Annotated in this window: 14 protein-coding genes; 12 read left to right on the forward strand and 2 right to left on the reverse strand. The window is 39.4% G+C overall.

The features are described 5' to 3' along the window. Window positions 1–294 precede the first annotated feature (294 nt). From AQ505_RS08805 to AQ505_RS08815, 3 genes are all read left to right on the forward strand, one after another. Window positions 295–741 (forward strand): hypothetical protein, encoded by a 447-nt coding sequence (locus AQ505_RS08805; protein WP_062547835.1) that lies wholly within the window; start codon window positions 295–297, stop codon window positions 739–741. 338 nt (window positions 742–1,079) lie between these two features. Further along, a complete protein-coding gene (locus AQ505_RS08810) occupies window positions 1,080–1,298 on the forward strand; it encodes a hypothetical protein (protein WP_062547836.1) in 219 nt (72 codons plus the stop codon). Window positions 1,299–1,368: 70 nt separating this feature from the next. Continuing rightward, a complete protein-coding gene (locus tag AQ505_RS08815) occupies window positions 1,369–2,088 on the forward strand; it encodes a GNAT family N-acetyltransferase (RefSeq protein ID WP_062547837.1) in 720 nt (239 codons plus the stop codon). Window positions 2,089–2,119: 31 nt separating this feature from the next. Here AQ505_RS08815 and AQ505_RS08820 read toward each other — a convergent pair whose 3' ends face one another. Continuing rightward, window positions 2,120–6,424 carry a hypothetical protein gene (locus tag AQ505_RS08820; RefSeq protein WP_157262267.1) on the reverse strand — a complete coding sequence of 1,435 codons (4,305 nt, stop codon included), beginning with the start codon at window positions 6,422–6,424 and terminating at the stop codon, window positions 2,120–2,122. A 609-nt stretch (window positions 6,425–7,033) separates the two neighbouring features. Here AQ505_RS08820 and AQ505_RS08825 point away from each other — a divergent pair. The 7 genes from AQ505_RS08825 (at window position 7,034) to mobC (ending at window position 18,490) form a co-directional block, all read left to right on the forward strand. Next, window positions 7,034–7,996 carry a hypothetical protein gene (locus AQ505_RS08825; RefSeq protein ID WP_062547839.1) on the forward strand — a complete coding sequence of 321 codons (963 nt, stop codon included), beginning with the start codon at window positions 7,034–7,036 and terminating at the stop codon, window positions 7,994–7,996. A 317-nt stretch (window positions 7,997–8,313) separates the two neighbouring features. After that, window positions 8,314–12,978, forward strand: a complete 4,665-nt coding sequence (locus tag AQ505_RS08830) for a sacsin N-terminal ATP-binding-like domain-containing protein (protein ID WP_157262269.1) — start codon at window positions 8,314–8,316, stop codon at window positions 12,976–12,978. A gap of 516 nt (window positions 12,979–13,494) precedes the next feature. Next, complete coding sequence (locus AQ505_RS08835; protein WP_157262271.1) at window positions 13,495–14,127, forward strand: hypothetical protein; 633 nt, start codon at window positions 13,495–13,497, stop codon at window positions 14,125–14,127. Between the two features lie 102 nt (window positions 14,128–14,229). Next, window positions 14,230–14,496 (forward strand): helix-turn-helix domain-containing protein, encoded by a 267-nt coding sequence (locus AQ505_RS08840; RefSeq protein ID WP_062550936.1) that lies wholly within the window; start codon window positions 14,230–14,232, stop codon window positions 14,494–14,496. Window positions 14,497–14,994: 498 nt separating this feature from the next. Continuing rightward, on the forward strand, window positions 14,995–15,546 hold the full coding sequence (locus AQ505_RS08850; RefSeq protein WP_062547843.1) for a BfmA/BtgA family mobilization protein: 552 nt from the start codon (window positions 14,995–14,997) through the stop codon (window positions 15,544–15,546). Window positions 15,547–15,550: 4 nt separating this feature from the next. After that, window positions 15,551–16,480 carry a DUF5712 family protein gene (locus tag AQ505_RS08855; RefSeq protein WP_062547844.1) on the forward strand — a complete coding sequence of 310 codons (930 nt, stop codon included), beginning with the start codon at window positions 15,551–15,553 and terminating at the stop codon, window positions 16,478–16,480. 21 nt (window positions 16,481–16,501) lie between these two features. Further along, the gene (mobC, locus tag AQ505_RS08860) at window positions 16,502–18,490 is read left to right on the forward strand and encodes a conjugal transfer protein MobC (protein ID WP_062547845.1); all 1,989 of its coding nucleotides are present in this window, start codon (window positions 16,502–16,504) and stop codon (window positions 18,488–18,490) included. A gap of 101 nt (window positions 18,491–18,591) precedes the next feature. Here the strand turns inward: mobC and AQ505_RS08865 are convergent, their stop codons facing one another. Continuing rightward, a complete protein-coding gene (locus AQ505_RS08865; protein WP_062547846.1) occupies window positions 18,592–18,900 on the reverse strand; it encodes a hypothetical protein in 309 nt (102 codons plus the stop codon). A 468-nt stretch (window positions 18,901–19,368) separates the two neighbouring features. Between AQ505_RS08865 and AQ505_RS08875 the strand changes: the two genes are divergently transcribed. Both AQ505_RS08875 and AQ505_RS08885 read left to right on the forward strand, forming a co-directional pair. Further along, window positions 19,369–19,842, forward strand: coding sequence for a JAB domain-containing protein (locus AQ505_RS08875; protein ID WP_062547848.1), 474 nt, complete (start codon window positions 19,369–19,371; stop codon window positions 19,840–19,842). A gap of 552 nt (window positions 19,843–20,394) precedes the next feature. Beyond that, window positions 20,395–22,128 carry an SIR2 family protein gene (locus tag AQ505_RS08885; protein WP_062547850.1) on the forward strand — a complete coding sequence of 578 codons (1,734 nt, stop codon included), beginning with the start codon at window positions 20,395–20,397 and terminating at the stop codon, window positions 22,126–22,128. The last annotated feature ends 3 nt before the right edge of the window (window positions 22,129–22,131 follow it).

Consider the following 22,131-nt stretch of genomic DNA (forward strand, 5'->3'; position numbering starts at 1 on the left):
TAGCTATATTAAATACAGATCAAGTGATTGCTATCCGATGATGTATGTACATCGTTAATTAATTACATCAATGTAGGGAATTAATTTGAATAGCATAATGGAACTCGTTGGTATTCTCTTTTTACTGCTAGCGGTTTAATTTTTTTTTCAAAATAATGTTTGTGCATTAATTATTCGGGAACACCTCACCCTCGACAGCCCCTGCCGGATTTTGGCAAGTAAGCCCCCGCCATCGAATGGTGGAATTACCTTCCAAAACTAAAAAGAACGTCACACAACTAATTACAAAACATTATGAACAATGAAATTAAAGTCCTGAACAAGGCAGACAGAATGAACCGGGTCAAAGCATTAGAAAGCGCAGGGTTTCCTTCATTAAGAAGTGGTCTTGGAGTTGATGATGGTATGTGCCAATTCTTTACACCAGATGACGAGAACATTTACGCTACCAAAGCAATAACCATCGCTAAAGACAATTTCGGTTTGACCTTAGTTGCTGGAATACTTAAAGGAGCAGAGCCACACAACAGGGATGTAAATAATTCGTATGGGCTAACGGCTACAAACAAGCAGTTTGTAATTACCTGTGATCATTTTATGATTATTGAACCTAACCAAAGTTATGAAGTTGGGGTATTGAATGGTAGAGCTAAATTCACTTTGGCTGAAGCTGATGACATCATTGATACGTCTGAAGTTATTACACGATCTAAAAAACAGAAAGTAGCTGTGGAAAAGTAATAAAACCTTAGGAGACTTCGGTCTCCTTTTTTATTAACGATATACCGGACATCAGCGTTGGTATTTCTGTTCTTTAATCATGCAATTGAAATTATATGAATTTACGTAAAGCCGAAAGGCAACAAGCACGTATTAAAATAGGCTTACAGGTCTTCAGGTTCGGTAAAAACTATAGTGTTGGCTACACATTCGTCCTAGGAGTTCGATGTTGCTCTCCGTCAAAGTCGAGTTTTGCGGGGAAAAGTGAACTCACTATGTGTTTTTGTCTGGGACTGCTCTAGGCCCTCTTTTTTTCGTATTGGAATTTTGCCTATCTTGTGATTATCAAAATAGTAGATATGTTTAATAAATCCTACAAACAGGTGTCAGCAGAATGCGCCATCCTAAATGGTAAACTCCGCCGCCATAATAGCGGCAAGCTGAATAGCTCTGCTCCTGTAGTTCAGCTGCATGCGGACAGTCCAGTTAAGGAGCATTTAGTATCCTGGAACTCTTTAATGATTGCAGCAGCGATCATTGCTTTTTTTCTCTTGATCAAGGGCCTATTCACTAGGTAAGCTGATTAGCTTTATTTTAACTTAATTTTTTTTGCGGGCCTTTAAGGCCTGCTTTTTTTAACACATAGTCATGAATGATTTAAAGACGGTCCTTAATCCAACTCGAAATGATATAGATGAGATTGAAGAATGGTTAGAAGCAGAATACAAAGTAACCAGAACAGGATTCTTTACAGGTAGGGGTGTTCTTGACCAGAGTTTTAGGGAAAATACTTTGATCATCCTTAAATGGGAGAAAAAGGTGGTTTCATTTATAGCATGGAAGCATTATACCACTAACACAGCGAGAATCTCTATTGCTGAAACACACCCGGATTTCCGCAGAAAAGGTTTTCTCACGACTCTACTTGATGCACTTATTGACAATTTTCAAAAGAACGACGTTCAGGTAATCGACCTTCAATCCACTTCAGTCGAGTCAGAAACTACATGGAAACAGCTCGGTTTTAAGGAGTTTCCTGAAGATAAAAAAAATAGAAGACTTGACGAAAAGGAACTGTTTAAGGTAATAATTCCGATTAAAGAAATGTCCGCCCTGGCTGCTGAGGAGACGCTGGAATTGTGGCATATGGACACCTACGCGATATCCGGCCTCGCTCCAAATGCTGCCTGGAACCTGTCTTTTATAGATGGTACCAGAATTTTGCAGCAACCAATTGTCTATCCTGCACATTACGACTGGCATGTGTGTTGGAAAAAGAATAATACAGTAGTTCATGAAGGCAGGGTGAAAAGATTTCCAACTGATATCTCCTTCGGCCGTTTTATGATAGTTACTCAAATACCTTAAAGCGTAATAGCATAGGGGAACACAAATTCGCTTACTTATATTCGATGATTTTCTGAAACACAAAATAGTCTTCTATTTTGTCCCCTTCCTCAAAATCACCAGCACGTCGGTAACCCAATGATGGCTCTCTTTCACCCCATATAGCCCAAAAGAACTTTAGCTTGTTTTTTTCAAGATATTTGTTCAAGAGGTCTTTACGCAGGTAGGTCATATAGTGCGTATTGTCGGAGTCCTCATAATAATTTATGTTTTTGCATGCCAGATTCCCTTCGGTGTCAAATAAATCGAAGGTCTGCGCCAGCTCAACCAGTCCCAAATCCATTGCAATTTCTTTGGCTAACATTGTAGTTGAGCTGGCCTTGTTTATTTCTTTATTATCTGATGGACCATGATAGTTCATCACGGGCATCAAAACTTCGAATTCCTTTATGTTCCGAACAGTAATCGTTTTGGATTTGGGGTAGGTTTTGCCAAAAACAAGGCCGCCATCTTTTGACTTTTTCATTTTATGATCCGGAAAATAACCTATCTCCCCACGTTTTACCGTTTTTTCAATACTTGAAATTATAAATTCAACAGTGGTTTCATTACTGTAAGTTGCATCTTCAAAAAGGTAAATTTCACCTGCATAAGCATCCGTGTTTTCATGTTTTTCAGGGAGCCATCGATCTTTCAAGGACTGCTTTGTAATCCTAGCCAACAGATCGCCATATTCATCCTCATTGACCATCAAGCTCCTGATAAATGTAAAACGCTCCCGTAAGCATTGCTCATCATTTTGCCTGATGTATCCGTCCACACAAACAAACTGATGGGCATCAATAAGATTTGGTTCAAGATATTCCTCAATCAATGGGAAATCCTCCGTTTTTAGCCAGTCCATTAGGGATATCGACTTGTCACCAAGCAGGTCGCCATCAAAGAATTTTTCGGTTTTCGTAGGCTCAGGAAAGCTCGGATCAAGGTCTGCGCTTGAAATCCTGAATTGTTTAGTGTCCTTTGGAATCAGCCCCAAATTCTCACGATAACCCGCAATTTCGAAAAATGCTGATCGTGAATACTTTTTACCGTACCGTTCCACAGCAGGACGCTCATGTCTGTTATAGGGATCGCGCGCAAAACTTTCATCTATCGATTTGAAACGGTCTTCGTTCCACCCAAATTGTTCAATTCTATGCAGGATTTGTCTTCTGACCTTTTGTTTTTCGGGAGGATTGCTATATGAATGCCCATCTTCTACAATATAACCAATGGTATAATTGCTGAAATCCATCCCCAAAGGTGGTCTGAAAGTTGTATTTTCCTGATCTTCAACCATTGGAGGCTCTGGCTTATCCGAGGGATAGGGGCGCGTAATTCTACCAATTTGCAAATCCGTCAGAAGGTTCTTATTATGTATCAAAGCAATCCTGATACATCTGATTGCATAATCCCGGGCTAGCGCGTGAGTCGTGTAGTATGGAGCCTGTTCTGTGAACAGTTGCTCATAAAGAGAATTTGCTATTCTAGGAAGACAGTTCTGCTGAAAATCGTCGTTGTGGTGTGTTGCCATACAGACTCCATACAAAGCAGCGAGTGTTCTCTCCCAAAGATAGGGGTCATTACAACCTAGGGAGCGTATGGTCATATCAGTAAATTGCTGATAATATCTCCTTCCGTAATAATAAAGTGCTCTGGTCGTATTGTCCCTTAAGTGCCTGTTCGTTGAAACCAGAAACAATTGTATATATTCAGCTGCAAGGTGTAGCTTATCAGTACTAATTTTCGAATCTAACAATCCATCTTTACACTGCTGTTCAAATTGATTAACATAGGGCGTAAGACTTCCGGCAGATCTTCGCACATATTCAGTCCAGGAAAGGTCACGTTCCCAGACATCCAGCTTTAAAAGCTCTCCAGATAAAAAATGAACGTTGAGTGGATGTGTGGTGCTGGTAATTGTGTCGGTACACATAGCAATGATATGCGGCCTGCTTTTCGGCTTTTCCCTGAAATATCTTCGAACAATTTCAACATCCTTTTCGCCGATATATTGGCTCTGTAGTTTCCAAAGCGCATTTATCGATGCAGAATGAATTTCCTTATCCTCTGATAAACTATAAAGTTCATGTAGCATTTTTAGTTTATGTTTTGGAAATAGCAAAGCCAGTTCCCCAATGATATTTTCATACAAAGGGTGGCGCTCACTTTTGGTACTGACCTTTTTATGAAAATCCTTTTGCGGCTGAAAGTCTTTCTCGCTTAGATTATCAATGAGGTACCTTGCGATAAGGTAACCCGACATCAATTCATAAGTGATGCTGATGAACTCTTTTTCACTGCGAAGATCACGGGTGATAATCAGCCCTTCTTTGATCAGAATATCTGCTTTAGAGGTCTCTTCACTATAATCTCCTGGGCCATCTATCAATGTATAATAGTCTGCGATTGATATTTCCCTGGCATTGTTTTCCCACAGATATCGCGCAATCTTAGCAAGGCCGTTTTGGATAAACGGATCATTTTTGCGGATCATGTGGTATTTAAGTGTGACCGACGTGTTAATCTGTTTAAAATAGGTTTCAAAAAGACTGTCTGATGAATCGTCATCAATAAATACTTCAACCTCATTTCCCGACTGCCAGTTTGGGTTTTTGATTTCACAGAATAGCCTCAGAAAGATTGGTTTTTTAAATCCGTTTAAGTTGGAAAAATTTAGATCAGACTTAATGTGGTATTTGCTGAAGTATTTTTCAATCGCCTCCTTTGTAGTCTGGTAATTATTAAATCCGCTTAGATATTCAAATGATTTAGGATTATAGTTCACCCATACTTCGTCCTTATAAGATCGTCTACATGTAGTGATAATGACGAGATTTGGAAATCTTTTAATTTTTGCGGATAGTGAAGGAAGATGTGTCCGCCAAATCGTAGAAAATAATTTATTGTGTACAGTTTCGTTTAAGCCATCGATTATGAACGGTATCCTGACCTTTGCTAAGGAACCATAAATATTTATTGCCGTTAATAGGTCTTCAAAGTTGTAATTTGTCGGAATGTCTAGCAGCTTTAAAATGCTTTGTTCCAGGTTTGTTTCATGATTGAATTTGTCTCCAGTTAAAAAAACCGCAGGCAAGTCTTTCTGGATTCGTTTGTAGGCGATGTCGCAGCTGGTATGCGTTTTGCCCTCAGCAGGACTTGCAATAAAATGGATCTCATTATCAAGTGCATGTATGTAGTTTTTTAGAAAACTTTCCAATTCCTCAAAAAATCTACTAATGCTGAAATAGGTTATTTTGGCTGACCCCTGAATCGTTTCCCTACCGGAATTTGTGTATTCGCTTAACCTGTCTAAGTATTCTTGAAATATGGCCTGTTGGTCATCAAAGTTCAGGTTTTCTAATGCCTGGATATCATAGTTTAATATGCACTTTTCGATTCCCTTTAGGATTTCAAAAGCCGTTTGTTTATGCTGATCGAACTCCACAAATAGAGTCAGTCCCTGTTCTTTTATCTCTTTTTCTTCTATACTATGCGTAGACTGATTCCTGAAAATTTTAAGCTCTTCAAGGACGTCGATATCCTTTCCTTTCAACTTTTCCACAGTTGATCCCAAAAGGATATTGTACTCAGGATTTATAAGTTTGAAGTCAATGATGGATTGGATATATTCATCCATTGTATGAAGCTCAGGTTCATATTTGTCTTTTACCTGTTCAAAACTCTCATTGAATCTGTTGGCGAACCATTGTTGATCGACTTCCAGCTCACCAAAAAAGAAATTCCGTATCCCTATATTTTTGGCATTGCCTATTAGGTTAATGATATCATCCTCACCAATAAAATCAATCTGGATATTTCTGTCGGTAGGGATTTTTAAGGGTAATGTTTGCTCAAACCATTCCCGTTCACCTTTTTTTTGCTTGTCTGTTTTTGTGACCATGCTAACGGTTAGGTTGGTTCTGAGGCATAAAAACCACCTGGTGAGGTTTGCATGGTTTTTACAACTTGTTTCTAGTGAACTTTCAATGGATGTGTATCTACTACTTTGGCTTAAACGTCCATTGTCATCAAACCATTTGCATTGCCAGCCCCATCGCTCACCACTAGGCAGATCCAGGTAGAACTCGACTCCTGAATCTCCACCTTCGCCTGCAATCGGGGTAAATTTACCCAATTCGCCGTATTCCTTTTTCATTAGGCTATAGATGAGCTGCTCAAAGGATTGGGTAGTTTTTCCGGAGTAACTTTTTAATTTATTTAGTTCAACCTTGTCAATAGTCATTTTATAAGCGCTTTTTGTAAAGTTATATAATCCGCCAGCTATCGGATTGTGTATGAATACGAAAGTATTCATAGTGGCAGTAAAAGTCTACTTGCTGTCTGGAAACTTGTTTCTCATCAGATTTGGAAAATGGTCTGCTTCTTTATCCAGAATCCAGTTCAAAATTAACATTGATCTCTACAACCTGTAGGTATACCTCTACTTTACCTTCGAGTTGTTAAGAAAAAGGAGTTTTTAAATAGGTACGCCAAGATGTAGGTTCAGTTTATACTGGTCATCTTGGTACTGATCAAGATGAAAAGATACCCATTTTAAATGAAAAGTATGGTGGGCCAAGTATCTTAAATCTACTATCTTTGCAGTAGATCATTGAAAAAAGAGCAGATACTTCATAAAAATTAGATAATTATTTATTAACAATAATTACGAGAAGAGTAATGGGATCTATGTTATTGCTGATTTTATTATGGAAGAAATTCCATTTTGAAATAAGCTTCAGAAGTTTTAGACTGAAAATTAAATTTTAGTTGACGAGATGATTAAGTATTTTTTAGATACTGGGAGATGTGCAAGCGCATCTCCTTTTTTATTGCCGATGATTTCGGGGACCATCAAAAGGAGATCATCATAATTAGAAATTTGTTTATGAAAAGATTTATTGATAAAGAAGGTAATTTTTAGGTGAAAGTACCTGTGACTTGGAAATATCACCTTAATGATAGTAATGTTCATACATTTCAAGAATATGAGAAATGGAAATTTGATATTTTCCAATTATCAATTCGCGAACTAACTTCAACCGAGCAAAAGGACCAATTTAACACCCTAATAGAGAAATCTGAAGAGATAGAGCTAGGTGGAAAGAAATTTTATAGGCTTGATGACAGCGTAGGGGATGACCTTACTGTGAGAGCATGGACAGGAAAGTATGGGGATACGAAGGTTCTGTTTACGCTTACTCATGCTAATGAGCCGGATAAAGATTTAGATGCAAAACCCATACAGGAGAAGGTCGATGTTGTACATGAAATATTATCTGGTTTTCAGCTAGTTGATGTTGATAAAAGACAAGAGCACATAAATTCATATCTATTTGATATGTTCATACAGGGGGTAGGCGCAACAGCACTAATTTTAAGTAAGGCAGTTGAGAATAAGGCGTTTTTTGAAGCAACTTGTATATTGGGTAATCAGATTGACGCTCTGTTAAGAATAGGAATTGTTCTCAAGTTACAGATTGTTAATTCCGACATGAAGATTGAACGAGAATGGATTCATCAAGGCTTAACAGATAGAAAGAAATCTGAAAAAGATGTGTATAAAAAAGCGCTAGAACTTGGGGTGATAGACCAAGATAAACTTGACGAATTGTATGAGCTTTATGATGACAGGAATAGAGTTATTCATAGATTCATTATCTCTGATATTACACTGGCTGAAGTTGAAGAAATAGCATTTGCTTATTATCAGATACAAACCTCAATTAATAAGATTGTCTATGATATTGAAGCTGAACAGATACATTTAGGAATTGGGATGACAATTGCATCGGATGGTGAACAAGAAGAGCAAAATAACTTGGATTACATTAAGGGCAAAATAGGAAAGCTTGATTATTTTGATGAGCCCAAGAACACTGAGTAATTCTCAGTTAAGTTTTATTAAAATCAAAAAAAGCCAGGTGGTTTTTTGCCAAACCCGGCTTCTCAAATTCTCTCTTAATATGGGCAATACTCTAATGTAATGCCCTTCAGCATTATGGGAGTTATTGGATTTAGTAACAAATATTGAAAAGTCCGTAGTGTATCGGCAGTTGGTTAATGAATAAGAACTAAGGTTTTTAGACGTTGAAATTAATCCGGAATCCCTAAAGCAAACGCCTTTGAAATAATTTTACGTGCTGTTATTACATGTAGTTCGACAATTGAGGTTTGGTTTCGGCAGTAAATTTTGAAGGATTATTGAAATCATTTGTATCTTCAAACTTTCCTCATCGCTTCATGGATCTTCAACAAAAAGTCACAACGCTTTATAAATTATCATTAACAACACCCAGCACTGGTTTTTCGACTATCGCTGAGGCAGAACTTTATTTACAGCAAGCTTACGAGGGGCGGTTTCTTTTCGAACTGATCCAAAATGTCCGAGATGCCAACAAGGCTGTTGATAAAGACGGAGAAGTACTTATCCTGCTTGAAAACGACCTTCTGACGATAGCGAATACTGGTGCAGAATTTAATGAACAGGGGATCGAGGCGATCACGACTATCGGGCGAAGCGGTAAGCAAAGTCAAGATCTAATTGGTTTCAAGGGGATCGGCTTTAAGTCTGTCCAGGCTATCAGCGAGGTTCCCAAGATCACTACGAGGTTTGGCTCGGTACTTTTCGACCGTTCGCGAACCGCAAAGGATTACCCGGGGATCGACGAAGAAGACCTTCCCCTTTTTTATTGCCCGCACTTTGACACCGAAACGCTTAGCGAGGCCGAATTGGCCAGTGGTATCGTTACCAAGGTCGCGCTTAAACTCAAACGGGGTATTTCGGAAGAAGATATCGTGAAGTCTTTTGAACGGATACAGGTCAAGGAACTGGTCATGCTCGGTAATATCAACAACGTCGAGTTCCGTTCACCCAAAAAGCAGATCACCTATCTCATAGACAAAAAAGCGGGTTCACCGCTCATGACCGTTACAAAGGATGGCACTCCCTATCGTTTCAAAATTTACAGCCCGCCGGAACGCATCCAGCTACCGCAGGAAGCGATCGGAACGCTGAGTAAGAAGGAGCGCAAGTTATTTCAAGATGATCCGTCTGTTGAATTGAAAATAGTGATGGAACTGAACGAAAAGAAACAAGTCAAGCTGATGGATAATACCAAGCTCTACCTGTTTTACCCGCTGGAGATCGTTTCCGGCTTTCGTTTTATTATCCATAGTTATTTCATTGTCGACCCGGAACGCAAATCCCTGCGGGCTTCATCTGTCAACGAGCATATTCTTAAAGCGATCGGTGGCTACCTGGCTGGGGATTTGCTCAAAGCAATCAGCACTACGAAAACAAATATCACCCGGATCCTGACATTCAAGAGGCAGCCGGATGAGCAGTTGCAGGTATTGTACGACCATTTTGTGGAAAACCTAAAGAATAAAAAATTCATTTACGACGAGGTAACGAAAACTTATTATACCCTTGAGCAGGTGATCATTGCAGATGGCTTTGACAGGGACCTGTTCCCCGATGGTAAGCTCAATGGCAGGCAGCTCGTCTACATAGAAGACCAGGTAACCCTGAAATGGCTGTTGGACGAATTTGATGCATATTACCTAGAGTTTTCAAAAATAGCCAAAGAGATCGAGGGGGAATGTAAAAAGCAGGCGAAAGCCAGGAACGCAAGCTTTTTCCAGAACCTCTACAATTATGTGACGGCACATGAAGAATTGAACCTCACGGGCAAAAAGGTTTTGCTGACGGATCAGTGGAAGCTAGTAAGCAGTGAAGAAGACGTGCTGTACGGCGGTAATAAAAAGTCCATTAAACTTTCGCCGGAAATTAAAAGGAAAATCCATTTTATACACCCAGATATCAATATCACCGATTTCCGAGAAGGCCGGAGCCGCACGGGGATTGTTGAATACAGTACCTATCAACTGACGCGTCGTTTATTAAAACTGATGGCTCCGGATGGCGCACTGAATGCGGCTATCCTCAACGATTTGAGCAGACTGGAACTTGACAACAAATCCTGGGTAGAGATCCAGGAGAAGATCGTGCTACCCGTCAAGGATAGAGAAAAATGGCTTTCTCCGATCTATCACCCAGTCTATTTGGAATCGGCCGACTTGCGCCATCTCTACCCGGACGGAAAATTTGTCGATGAAACCGTTTTCAAGGATTACACGGCACAGCCTGACCAAGTTTTTGATTTTTTAAAACTTTGTGGCGCGTGGAATATCCCGGCGGTCTATGTTTCTTCCAAGGGTATCTATACGAGCCGAAACGATGAACGCGAAAAAAAACTGGTACAGTTGTCCGGCTTATCGACTACGCCTTTTACTCTCAATAATGACCGCCTGCTTGATATCCCTGTAAAACTGAATGATTGGTTTACGGCTGCGATCTTCAACAACTGGGGCCGGTACCAGGAATTTATTGGCGCCGACTATTTGTCGCGGATCCAGTTCTCCAATTCAAGCTCTTATTGGCGTAATGTACCCAAAGAGCTCACATTGGTTTATTCCGGATTTTTGAAATACCTTAAAAGCGCTGCTTGGATAAGTTTCAAAGGCGAGGAAGAATTTTACCGGCCGACTGACATAACTGGTATCGATCAGAAAGATTTCTTTAAGCCGCAAAACCAGGTGATCAAACGTTACCTCAAGGTTTTTCCAGTTGCTTTTGCCCATAAGAAAGTTATGCTGGACTTGCTGGGTATGCGGCATTTGGACGGGGATACGCTGGAAAATTACACGGGCCTTCTTAAAGCCGTATATGATCGCTATCGCGATAAGGACACGGACAACAAAGAGTTCGCGGATTTTTATAACCGGCTGCTTAATAAACTTTTTGACTTTTATTACTTTTCGAAAGGAGAAGCGGTAGACACGGCCCTGCTCGCCAAACAATGGTTTCTGGCCGTGGATGAGGTGAAAAATACGACTTACTGGAAGCGGGGCTCGGAGATCTTTTATATTGATGACCGTCCCAACTATGATATCTTACCGTTCAGCATCAAACAGGTTGTACAGCCCCAGTTCACCTTGAGCAACAAGCAAACTTTCGGTAAGATTGCAGCCAAGATAGGCACTAAGTTTTCGGATTCGATCACACGGCAATTGCTACATACAGATGCTTCCACAACCAGTAACTTACTCGACTACTTCGAGGAATTGCCGCAAAGTATCGCCATCCTGGAATATATGATTGACAAGGTACTGGACAAGGAACTAGAACTGATCAAAAATACCATCGTTAAAGAACGCGCCAGCATCCGTATCAATGTTTCTGTGGCTATTTCGCCGCCCATTCCGATTGAAACTGATTACTTTGTGGATCGCCAGGCTAACTATGAACTCCATATAAAAAGCGACCTCTTTACAAGCAGGAATAAGGTAATGGCGGAAGCCATCAACGCACTTTTTGTGGAGGTCACGAGTAGAGAACCACGTCGCTATCGCCTTGAATTATACCGGTTTTTAAATTCAAAACATCGCTCGGAATACCTGCATGAGTGCGAGATTACCGAGGAGCGGCTGCAGGAGATCCGGGAAAAATTAAGTTCCTCGACCTTGACCGGCCGACAAAAATTCTGGGACGCTGTTCTATCGGCCAAATCTATCAATGACCGAGAGGCTATATTTAACCAGACAAAGATCGACCTGCCTAGACTCGCCCTGCTATTGGAAACCAATACCGATACCATCAGTGAATTTTCCTCAGCTTTCCAGTTCAGGGAGACAAGTAAAGCAGATAACCTTGGCCCATTGAAAAAGTTACTGCATGCCATTCGCCTTAGTTTGCCTCAACTCAATGCCCATATTTATCCTAAACTGGATTTTCGGTATCTCTTTGATGCCGAACTCAGCCGTCTGAAAAACAAGTTCGAGAACGGGTTTAACGCAAATATTCATCGATATTTAAAGGATAAAAAACGGTCGGAGCAGCAAACTTATCTGGCCAAACTGGATGAATACCCCTCACAGTTAAAGGTAAACTGCCTAGTTGACCTACTCATCGATGACCCAGAAGAGCATTTTTTACAATTACTTCATACCCATTACGATTACCTGCCACTCAGCCGGAAAGATATCCGGGCCAGTTATGCGAGGTTTAATTTAAACCCGCTGTATCTACGGCAGCTCAACCAATTCAAATTGGAATTGAAAGCCGCGAAAATACCATGTACTGAAGAACAGGTAAATACATTCAAGGACACCCTAAAATGGGGTAGCCTCTTTTACTTTGAACAAACCACCTACCTTGTTCAGACTTTTAAGGTCTGGCTGGCCGGCCAGCAGACTAAGCCGGAACCGCGGCCAGATGCGGCGACAGATGATTTATTAGCCGAGTTGGATATCCGGGAAGACGAAATAATAGAGGACGTCACCACAGAAAGCGTCCCGCTGCCTGAAGGACACGGCGGCAGCGGCAAAGGAACCGGTTCCCACTATGACGGTGCGGCAAATGACGCCCAAAAGCAGAAGATTGGACTGGCGGCGGAACTAGTTGCATACCAACTATTGGCTAAGGCAAACACCGGGCTAAAATGGGTTTCCAAAAACGCCAGTAGGGCGCCGAAGAATCACCCAGGTTATAACCCGCAGGGCGATGACAAGTATGGCTATGATATCGAATATCTCGATTCGGATGGCAATAAATATTTTGTGGAGGTTAAAGGGCGTGGAGCCCATAACGATTCCTTTGAAATAACAAAGTATGAAGTGCAGAAGGCTTACGAGGTTAAGGACCTTTACCAAGTGATCCTTATAACTCATACGCAGGATAGTCAAAAACGCAGGATCAGGAACCTCGGCAACCTATTTATTCTGGATAAAGGAAAAGACTTTTTTGCTAATGATAAATTTACGGCCATTTATAAAAGTTTTGAGATTCGGTTTAATCAGGTTTGATACCGCTAATGTTTGCACCTATTTAGGGGTGTCCTGAATAAAGAGTAGATCTTTTTCAGTTAACTGGTATTTCAAACATTTGTCAGTATCTTCTGCCGAATAATTTTGCAGCAATACTGCTTTTAAAGCGGCCGTTCTTTACGTAACTGGCTTTTGATACCTATCTTAAATATTGGTGCTACCCACGCCCCAAGGGTGAAAAGGGGTTTGAAATTAATCGGTTCGTATTGCCTTTGCAAATCAGAATCAAAGTTTTTGAATTAAATTTAGGTCCTGATGAGTGGTCTCCTCGTAGTCTTCTATCATAAGAGGTAAGTTTTTCTATTGTACTCCTGTTTGATAAAATTTCTTCGAAAAAACTTAACTTAGTTTATCCTGGAATAATAATCTATGTGTGCAAGCTATTTCAAACCCCACAAGCCTTTTTCTTTTTCTGCCCATCCGTATGACTTAGGAACATTCATAGGTTTATGGCATAGCCATGATGATAACCACTTCCTACTGAAAATTTACAAAATGGATGGAAAGGAGTTTTCTAATTATTACAGTTATCACCTTAATTATGCCCTAGAAAATAACTTGGCTAGTGAAGAAGGCTTTTTCCGCCATGTCTGGCAGACCATACAAGCTAGGATCAAACACTTCGAGGTGCAGGATCCTTTTTCCAGGAGCCATGCTATGCACAGACAGAACCTTGAAAGGCTCCAACAGTTCCAAAAATATCTGACGAGCATAGATGAATGGAATGCCAGACCGTCCCATATTGTTATCGCCGAAAAAGATGAGTTGATCCATAACCAAAAGCAAGAGATCGAAAAGCTGAGGATGAAACTTAGCGAGCTAACTGAATACGAAGTTGCAGTGAAGATTCTTATCGACGACGGGCACTTGTCAACATTCATTGACATTATCCAACAAATGCGGGAACTGGAATTGCCATCGGGAAGAAAACTGCTAAAGAGTGACCACAAAATTCCGTTCGCAAAAATGATCGCCAAATATTTCTCGCACGGTGGAAAGAATATTCCCATCGAAACGGCACGAAATTACTTTGTGGACAAAAGGGGCGATGTAGCGATAAAAGGTACATCGATCCAACCGGAACATCGACTTTTCAGTGTCATACCGACAAATTTTACAAAAAAATAGCAACGGGTTCAGCCTTTTCATATGACCAGATCGATCTAGTGGTCATTGTTTCTTCCGTTTCTTGCCACAAATTTGCTTCTTAAACTTAAAACGGAGGCAAATATGCAGATCGAACTTCTTACCAAAGAGGAACTGTTAAAGTTCAAGTCCGAACTTATTCAAGAAATTAAGCAAGCCATCAAATCAGTTGATGCACAACCTAAACAATGGCTTCGTAGTTCAGAAGTCAGGGCGCTGTTAAAGATATCATCCGGTACGCTTCAAAACTTACGGATTAAAGGTATCCTGCCTTATGAAAAAATAGGAGGTATTTTTTATTATGCCTATGAGGATATAATTCAATTGCTGGGCGAAATCGGTAACTCATGATGGATACAGGAAAACAACTTACCAGCTTTTTGAAAGTTGCCAGTAAGAACAAGCGCTTCCATCAATCACATTTTAGCCTTTATTCTGCTATCCTGATGTGCTATACCAATGGCTTATGTCAAAACCCATTTCGTGTATCAAGGCGGGAGCTAATGAAACATTCGGCTATCCATTCATTTGCTACCTATCACAGGTGCATGAAAGACTTGGTAAATGAGGATTACATTGAATATCACCCGTCATACCATCCGCATTTTGCCAGTCAAATCACTTTGTTAAATAAAAATAATGTAGGTTAAGAGGGTAAGCTCTAAGCAGGTCAAGTCCTTTTCCTCTTCAAAGAAAAGGAGCAAGCGGAAGTTGGGCAGAGCCTCACTTTTACCTCCTATTGCTTTGCAAATGAGGTGTTAAGTATACTCCGGGTATACTTTGGTTCTTTTAAATAGTATTTATCCACGAAGATGGTATACCCTAAGGCATACCCAGTTCTAAAAAGTCATGAAAGAAGAAAAGGTGAAGTCGATACGTTTTACAGTAGGTACTGATGAGAAAATTGAGAAGCTCTGTTTGAAATTAGGTAGGAATAAGCTTCAGTTGTTTAACCAGATGGTGGATTACTTCCTCCGTTCTGGTAAAGATCCCGCAGATAACAGCGATGAGCTATTGAAGAAAGCGCTCTCCAGAAATCATGATACCTATACCAGTTTCATTAAAGCTCAGGAAAAGCTCTTGCTGATTCCCATCAGACAGGATGTGAGCCGGATGATTAACAGTCAAGAGCAGATTGTTAAATATTTCAACGAGCAGATTTTAAAAGTGAATAAAGAACTATTAGGCAATCAGCAAGGGATCATTAAGCATTTAACCGAAACAGCTGTGCTGATGAAGAATTTAAGGGAAGAGCAGCAAGGCCGAAGCGATCTAAAAATGAAATTCCTCTATATTTTGAACAGTTATATTAAGGCCAGAGATAGTTTCGGCTTTACCACTTCGGCAAAAGAAAAGGAAGAATTGATCCTGGATACCCAAAAACTCATTACTAAACTCTAAACCCATGCACATCAATATCACAGATAGTGAAAAAGGGAACAATAAAGGGAGCAGCGCACAGCTAGTACATTACCTGGATAAGGAGAATAGGGTGAATGAGGATGCGAAGCTTGAGTTCTGGTTTAATGGCAGCAGGGCAGACGTACCATCTTATGAGGTGAAAATGAATCTGGATGGCAATATTGCTAAGTTATGTAGGGATGATGCTAAGTTCTTTTTGATCAACATTAGCCCTAGTCAAAAAGAGATTGCCCATTTGAAAACTTTATATTCTGAACAGCAGCTAGAACGGAAGTTAAAGGCATATGCAATTAAGGTGATGGATGAATACGCCCGGAATTTTAAGCGACCTGGAATTGAAAGCCATCGGGATTTGCTTTGGTATGGGAAATTGGAGCACTACCGTTATTATGGTTTTAATGATCCCGAGGTCATTCAAGGCTTAAAAGAATTGGGGAAAGTAAAGCCTGGAGATCAATTGCACCTACAGATTATAGTCAGCCGCAAAAATATCAGCAATAAAATTAAACTCAGTCCGATGAATAAATCCAGGGGAAGGAATTTGGAGCATTCTAAAAAGGTTGGGGAGTTCGATCGTTCTGCGTTTAAGAATTCCGGAGAAAGGGTGTTTGATCAGGCTTTTGATTTTAAACGTGGCCTGGCCGAGACTTTTGAATATGTAAATGCCCAAAAGAACGGGAGTCTGGAGATTAGACTAGCGATGGAGGGTAAATTAAGAGCTGTGGATCAACAGAAAGAGTATGGTCGGGATATGATTCAGCCAATTAAATCTTTCTTGCCTGCACCTAAGCAGCACAGTTTTTTGGATATGCTGCTGGCTAAATCAGAATACGATCCGATTTCAATGAAACCAGGAAAGAAAAAAAGAAAACTGAGAAAAGGACAGCAGCCGGAGCATGGGCAGGGCTTATAGTAATAATTTAAATGTCAAGACATGAATACTGGAGAAGATTTGCAGTCACTACGAAAGATCATTGATTTTACCAGGCTGATCAGTCTGTTTATTTTGTCCATCCATTTTTACCTCTGCTGTTATTTGGTATTCCGACATTGGGGTTGGACGGCGGAGATCAGTGATCGTATCATTTCCGCTATCGCTAAAACCGGTTTATTTAGTAGTATATTAAAGCCAAAATTGGTCAGTTTATTATTACTTGTGGTTTCTTTGTTCGGGATCAAAGGGAAAAAGCAGGAGAAGATCCAGATAGCTGCAATTGTGGTTTATCTATTGGCAGGTGGAGTCTTTTATTTTAGCAGTATACTTTGCTTTTATTTAAATATTGGTGCAGAGCTGGTCACAGTATTATATATTAGTTTAACCACTGGTGGTTATTTGCTGATCCTTGCCGGTGGAGCCAAGCTCAGTAGGGTCATTAAGGATAAGTTGCGTCCAGATATTTTCAACCTGGAAAATGAAACTTTTCCTCAAGAAGAACGGCTTCTGGAGAATGAGTATTCAGTTAACCTTCCTGCAAAATACCGTTTGAGAGCCAAAATCAGAGACAGCTGGATTAATGTGATCAATCCTTTTAGGGGACTGCTGGTATCGGGTAGTCCTGGTGCGGGTAAGTCTTACTTTGTAATCCGTCACGTTATCGATCAGCATTTGAAAAAGGCTTTTTCTATGTTTATATACGATTTCAAGTTTGATGATCTCTCCAAGATTGCTTACAACAAGCTATTAAAGTATCAGCATCATTATAAAATAAAACCCAAATTTTATGTGATTAATTTTGATGATTTGAACCGTAGTCATCGTTGCAATCCCTTAGATCCTGAGGCGATGGAAGATATTACGGATGCTACTGAGGCGAGTAGGACTATTATGATGGGGCTAAACCGGGAATGGATTAAAAAACAGGGTGATTTTTTTGTCGAGAGTCCAATTAATTTTTTAACGGCAATCATTTGGTATTTGCGTAAATATGAAAATGGCAAGTATTGTACCTTGCCGCATGTGATTGAGCTGATGCAGGTGGATTATGATCGGCTTTTTGCGGTGTTGTTGCAGCAAGAGGAAATCAAGGTACTGGTGAATCCTTTTATTTCTGCCTGGCAGAATAAGGCGATGGCGCAACTAGAGGGGCAGATTGCTTCTGCTAAAATAGGCGTGGCTAGATTGTGCTCACCCCAATTGTATTATGTGCTCAGTGGGAATGATTTTACCTTGGATGTAAATAATCCGGATGAGCCTAAGGTGATTTGTATGGGTAATAATCCACAAAAGCTGCAAATTTATGGAGCGGTGCTTTCGCTTTATGTTTCCAGAATGATCAAACTGGTGAACCGTAAGGGTCAACTTAAAAGTAGTTTGGTGTTTGATGAGTTTCCGACAATTTATTTCAACAACATGGATAGTTTGATTGCTACCGCTAGAAGTAATCAAGTGGCGACCACTTTGGCGGTACAAGATTTTAGTCAATTGAGAAAGGATTATGGAGCTGAACAGGCTGATGTAATTGTGGGGATTGTAGGTAATATCATCAGTGGACAGGTAACTGGTGATACGGCGAAACAACTGAGCGAATCCTTTGGGAAGATCATGCAGGATAGAGAGAGTAGGAGCATCAACAGTGCGGATGTTTCGATCTCCAGGTCTACTCAATTGGATTTTGCGGTACCGGCAGCGAAGATCTCATCTCTTTCATCAGGTGAGTTTGTGGGGATGGTGGCTGATAATCCAGATCAGAAGATTAAGCTGAAGATGTTTCATGCGGAAATTCAGAATGATCATAGTGGGATTGCCGGCGAGGAGGCGTCTTATAGACCAATTCCAATTGTAGAAATGGTTAGTGCTTTGGATATCAAAGAGAATTATGAAAAGATCAAAAGGGATATTGAGGAGCTAGTTGCAGATCGGTTGGTGGGGTTGGAGCCTGGAGGTGATACTATGGGAGAACAGGAGCAATCTGCTTCGTTATAAATTATGAACTGGCTTTGTTGGCAGATTCAGTATTTGATATTCATTGTAAATAAAACGGTTCGCTATCTCTAGCAGGTTTTTTGAAAAAGCCGAAGAATGATCTAGGATAGGTAAACACTTTTTATGATCTCGATTTCTAGTTTTTTAAATGCAGGTTCCATATTTATAGGAATTCCTGTAAACATGAAATAAGTTAATAGCATTGCAGTTGCTTGATTTATTGCTTTTCTATTGAGCAATGATGGGTTCTTATCTCCATATTTTGCAAATAAATCACTATAGGAATCACATACTTTTTTGTGAAGCTCTTTTGAAATATATCCCATTATATTTCTATAATTATATGCATTTGATAATGCAGTAATAAACTCCCCATAATCTTTCAATAAATCTAAATCTTGCGTCTTCATAAATTAAGGCATAATTTCTATTCTAGGTTTTCGATATCTCTATGGTCTTTGGTGAATTCCTTGGTCATTTAAATGATATTTTTTTTTGTTAGTGCAATTTACTGAAAATAAGTTAATTATATTCTTTTTTTTGATATGCTTATTAATGGTTTGTGCTGCTTTACTTATTGATTTGGACTGGTTATGAACCGGTATAGAGAGGGAATCATGCGTTATTATAATCTGTATGTTTTTGTGAAATGACGAACCACTTTGTGCAACCGCATAATTTCTATTGGTTAAAAAATCAATTAACGGCACGAAGGTCGCCTGACGATAGTCATCTGGGGTTGCTTCGCCAAAGTTGTATCCAAAAAATGGGTATCCCCTTGGGAGCCTCCGCATTTTTTGGATCTCCACTTTGCCCTTGATGTCTACGTCAGACGAATGAGGCACCATAATTATTTTTTTAATTAACAATTAGAAATTATGGAAACCCTGCAAATTCAAAATGACTTACTAAACATTTCCGAAATCAAAATCAGTTACCAGCCAAAATTCAAAGCGAGTGAAAGACCTCAGATCAGTTGTTCTAAGCAGGGATATGAAATCATGAAAGCATATTGGAATGTTGATACTATTGCTTTTCAAGAAGAATTTAAGATTTTATTATTAAACCGGAATAACCGCCTGTTAGGTGTTTATCATGTTGGGACAGGAGGGATGTCAGGGGTTGTTGTTGATGCAAAGCTAGTTTTTTGTGCGGCTTTGAAGGCGGCTGCAAGCTCTATTATGTTGTTTCATAACCATCCGTCAGGGAATTTAAAACCAAGTACAGCTGACATTCAGATCACAAATCGGTTAGTTCAGATTGGAAAATTTATGGATATGCCTATTTTGGATCATATTATTATAACTCCTGATGATGGTTATTATTCCTTTGCAGATGAGGGGTTGATTTAAGTATGTATTGTGGATTTTGAAATGTAAAATACCATTTTATAGATGATTATGTTTTTCCTTAAAGAGCTTCTTGTACAAGAATTTTATCATGCAATTTTAATGGTTCGATTTCGGCGCCGACACAGTATGATAGTAAAAGGCTGTTATATAACTTTGTCGGATACTCTATTCATTATTGGCCTTTCGAGAGCAATAATGAGGGAAAACAAGAGGTTCGTTGAATGATGTTGGCATATACAAATCGTTTTTTGTGTCCGTCAACGCATCTGTAATAAATACCTGCTATGCCCTTACAGAAGGTATAATCCTGAACATCCGTGGTAAAAATGATTTGACCCGATAACTGGTTGAAGTTTAGGTTTTTTTAAAAATATAAAAGTGAATGAACATGCCAGATTTTACTTAATTATTTATATAATGGCATATTTTATATAAAATCTATAAACTTAAATAATTGAATGTGGAAAAGTTAACGTCATTAAATGAGGCTTTTGAATAATTCTAAATTATCTTGTATTATAGTTCCTTTTTTTAACCTCTTATTTTTTATCATTGGCAATATCATTATCTGAATTCGTTAAATTTTACCCCTTAAGAGCAAGTAGGCTGATATGGTTGTTTGGAGCTGGTAGTTCGGTGTCAGCGGGAGTTCCCTCGGCATACGATCTCACATGGGATTTTAAAAGAAGAATATATTGTGCTGAGCAGGCATATCCTTTGAATTTGTTTAGTAATCTTACCGATTCCGGGATCAGGGAACAAATACAAAATTTTTTCGATGCACAGGGAAACTGTCCTCCTTTTGATAGTTCGGAAGAATATTCTTACTATTTTGAACGAGCATTTTCATCAGCAAGAGATCGAAGTGAGTATATCGCAAAGCAAACTTCTGGCATGCAATTAACTTATGGGCATAAGGTGATGGGTATATTAATGAAACATGGGCATCTCAATTTAGTCTTCACTACAAATTTTGATAAGGCTTTTGAGAATATTGCAAGTTCTCAGTTTCAAAAACTTGAAAGTTGGTACGCCGCAGATTTAGATAGTGGTGACAACGGTATGAAGTTTTTTCAGACTGGTAAGCGACCATTGATTGTTAAACTTCATGGCGATTATTTTTCAGATAAAATAAAAAACACTACAGACGAACTTCAAAACCAAGATAAGAAGTTAAGAGATATACTATCTATTTCATTAGACACAAATGGACTTTGTCTAATGGGTTATAGCGGGAGAGATAAATCAATAATGGACGTACTACATGAGTCTGTTAAAAAATCCAATTCATTTTCAAACGGATTATTTTGGTTTACAAGATCAGGAAGTACGCCATTACAAGAGGTTGTGGACTTAATTGAAGCAGCAAAAACAAATGGGAAGCAAGCTGAAATTGTAGAAATAGAAACTTTTGACACTGCATGGGCTGATCTTATAAAAGGTTTTGATAATATACCCCAGAATGATTTTGAAAATCTAAATAAACATTACCATAGAATAAGCAACCAACCTTTGCCAGATGTAGGGAGAAAATATCCACTATTAAGATTAAATGCAATTCCAATTTTAAAATATCCTGCAACTGCACGGTTATATAAATGCGACGGAGGTAACACTAAAGATATTAAGGAGCATATTACTAAAAGTGGTACTCAAATTTTGGCAATAAGAAAACAACCTGGAATTGTTGGATTTGGACCTGATGAAGATTTCAAAAAAGCTTTCGAGGACTATGGTGATTACCGCACTGATATATTTCAGATAACTGAAAAGGATCTCATGTATGAAGATTCTGCAATGAAAGGATTGATTACAGCATCACTACTGAGGGCTCTTGTTGACGGTAAACCTTTAAGGTCGTCTAAGAGAAGAGAAAGGCACCTTCTATTTCCTGACCCAAAAAAGTTATCAGACCCAATCTTCAATTCCCTCAAAAGAGTCCTAACAACCATTTCGGGCGTGGTGCCAAGAACACGGTTAACATGGGTTGTTGCTCTTGAAATAAACATCCAATATGTTTTATCAAAACCTCTACTGGTATTAACCCCGACAATAATCGCATCAAAAGCATCAGATAGAGCTGAAAGTAAACTCGTATCCCCATTTATTAAGGAGTTTACGGCACGATGGTATAACCAGAAATATGACGCAATACTGAATAGCTGGTTAGATGTTCTGTTCGATTCTAATAAAGAAATTATAGTAACTGCATATCAACGACCCATTGGAGGAATTAATGCATCTTTTACACTTTCACGAACCACAGCATTTACCAAGACAAATTAAATA

The organism is Pedobacter sp. PACM 27299 (genome assembly GCF_001412655.1).
Taxonomy (GTDB): Bacteria; Bacteroidota; Bacteroidia; order Sphingobacteriales; family Sphingobacteriaceae; genus Pedobacter.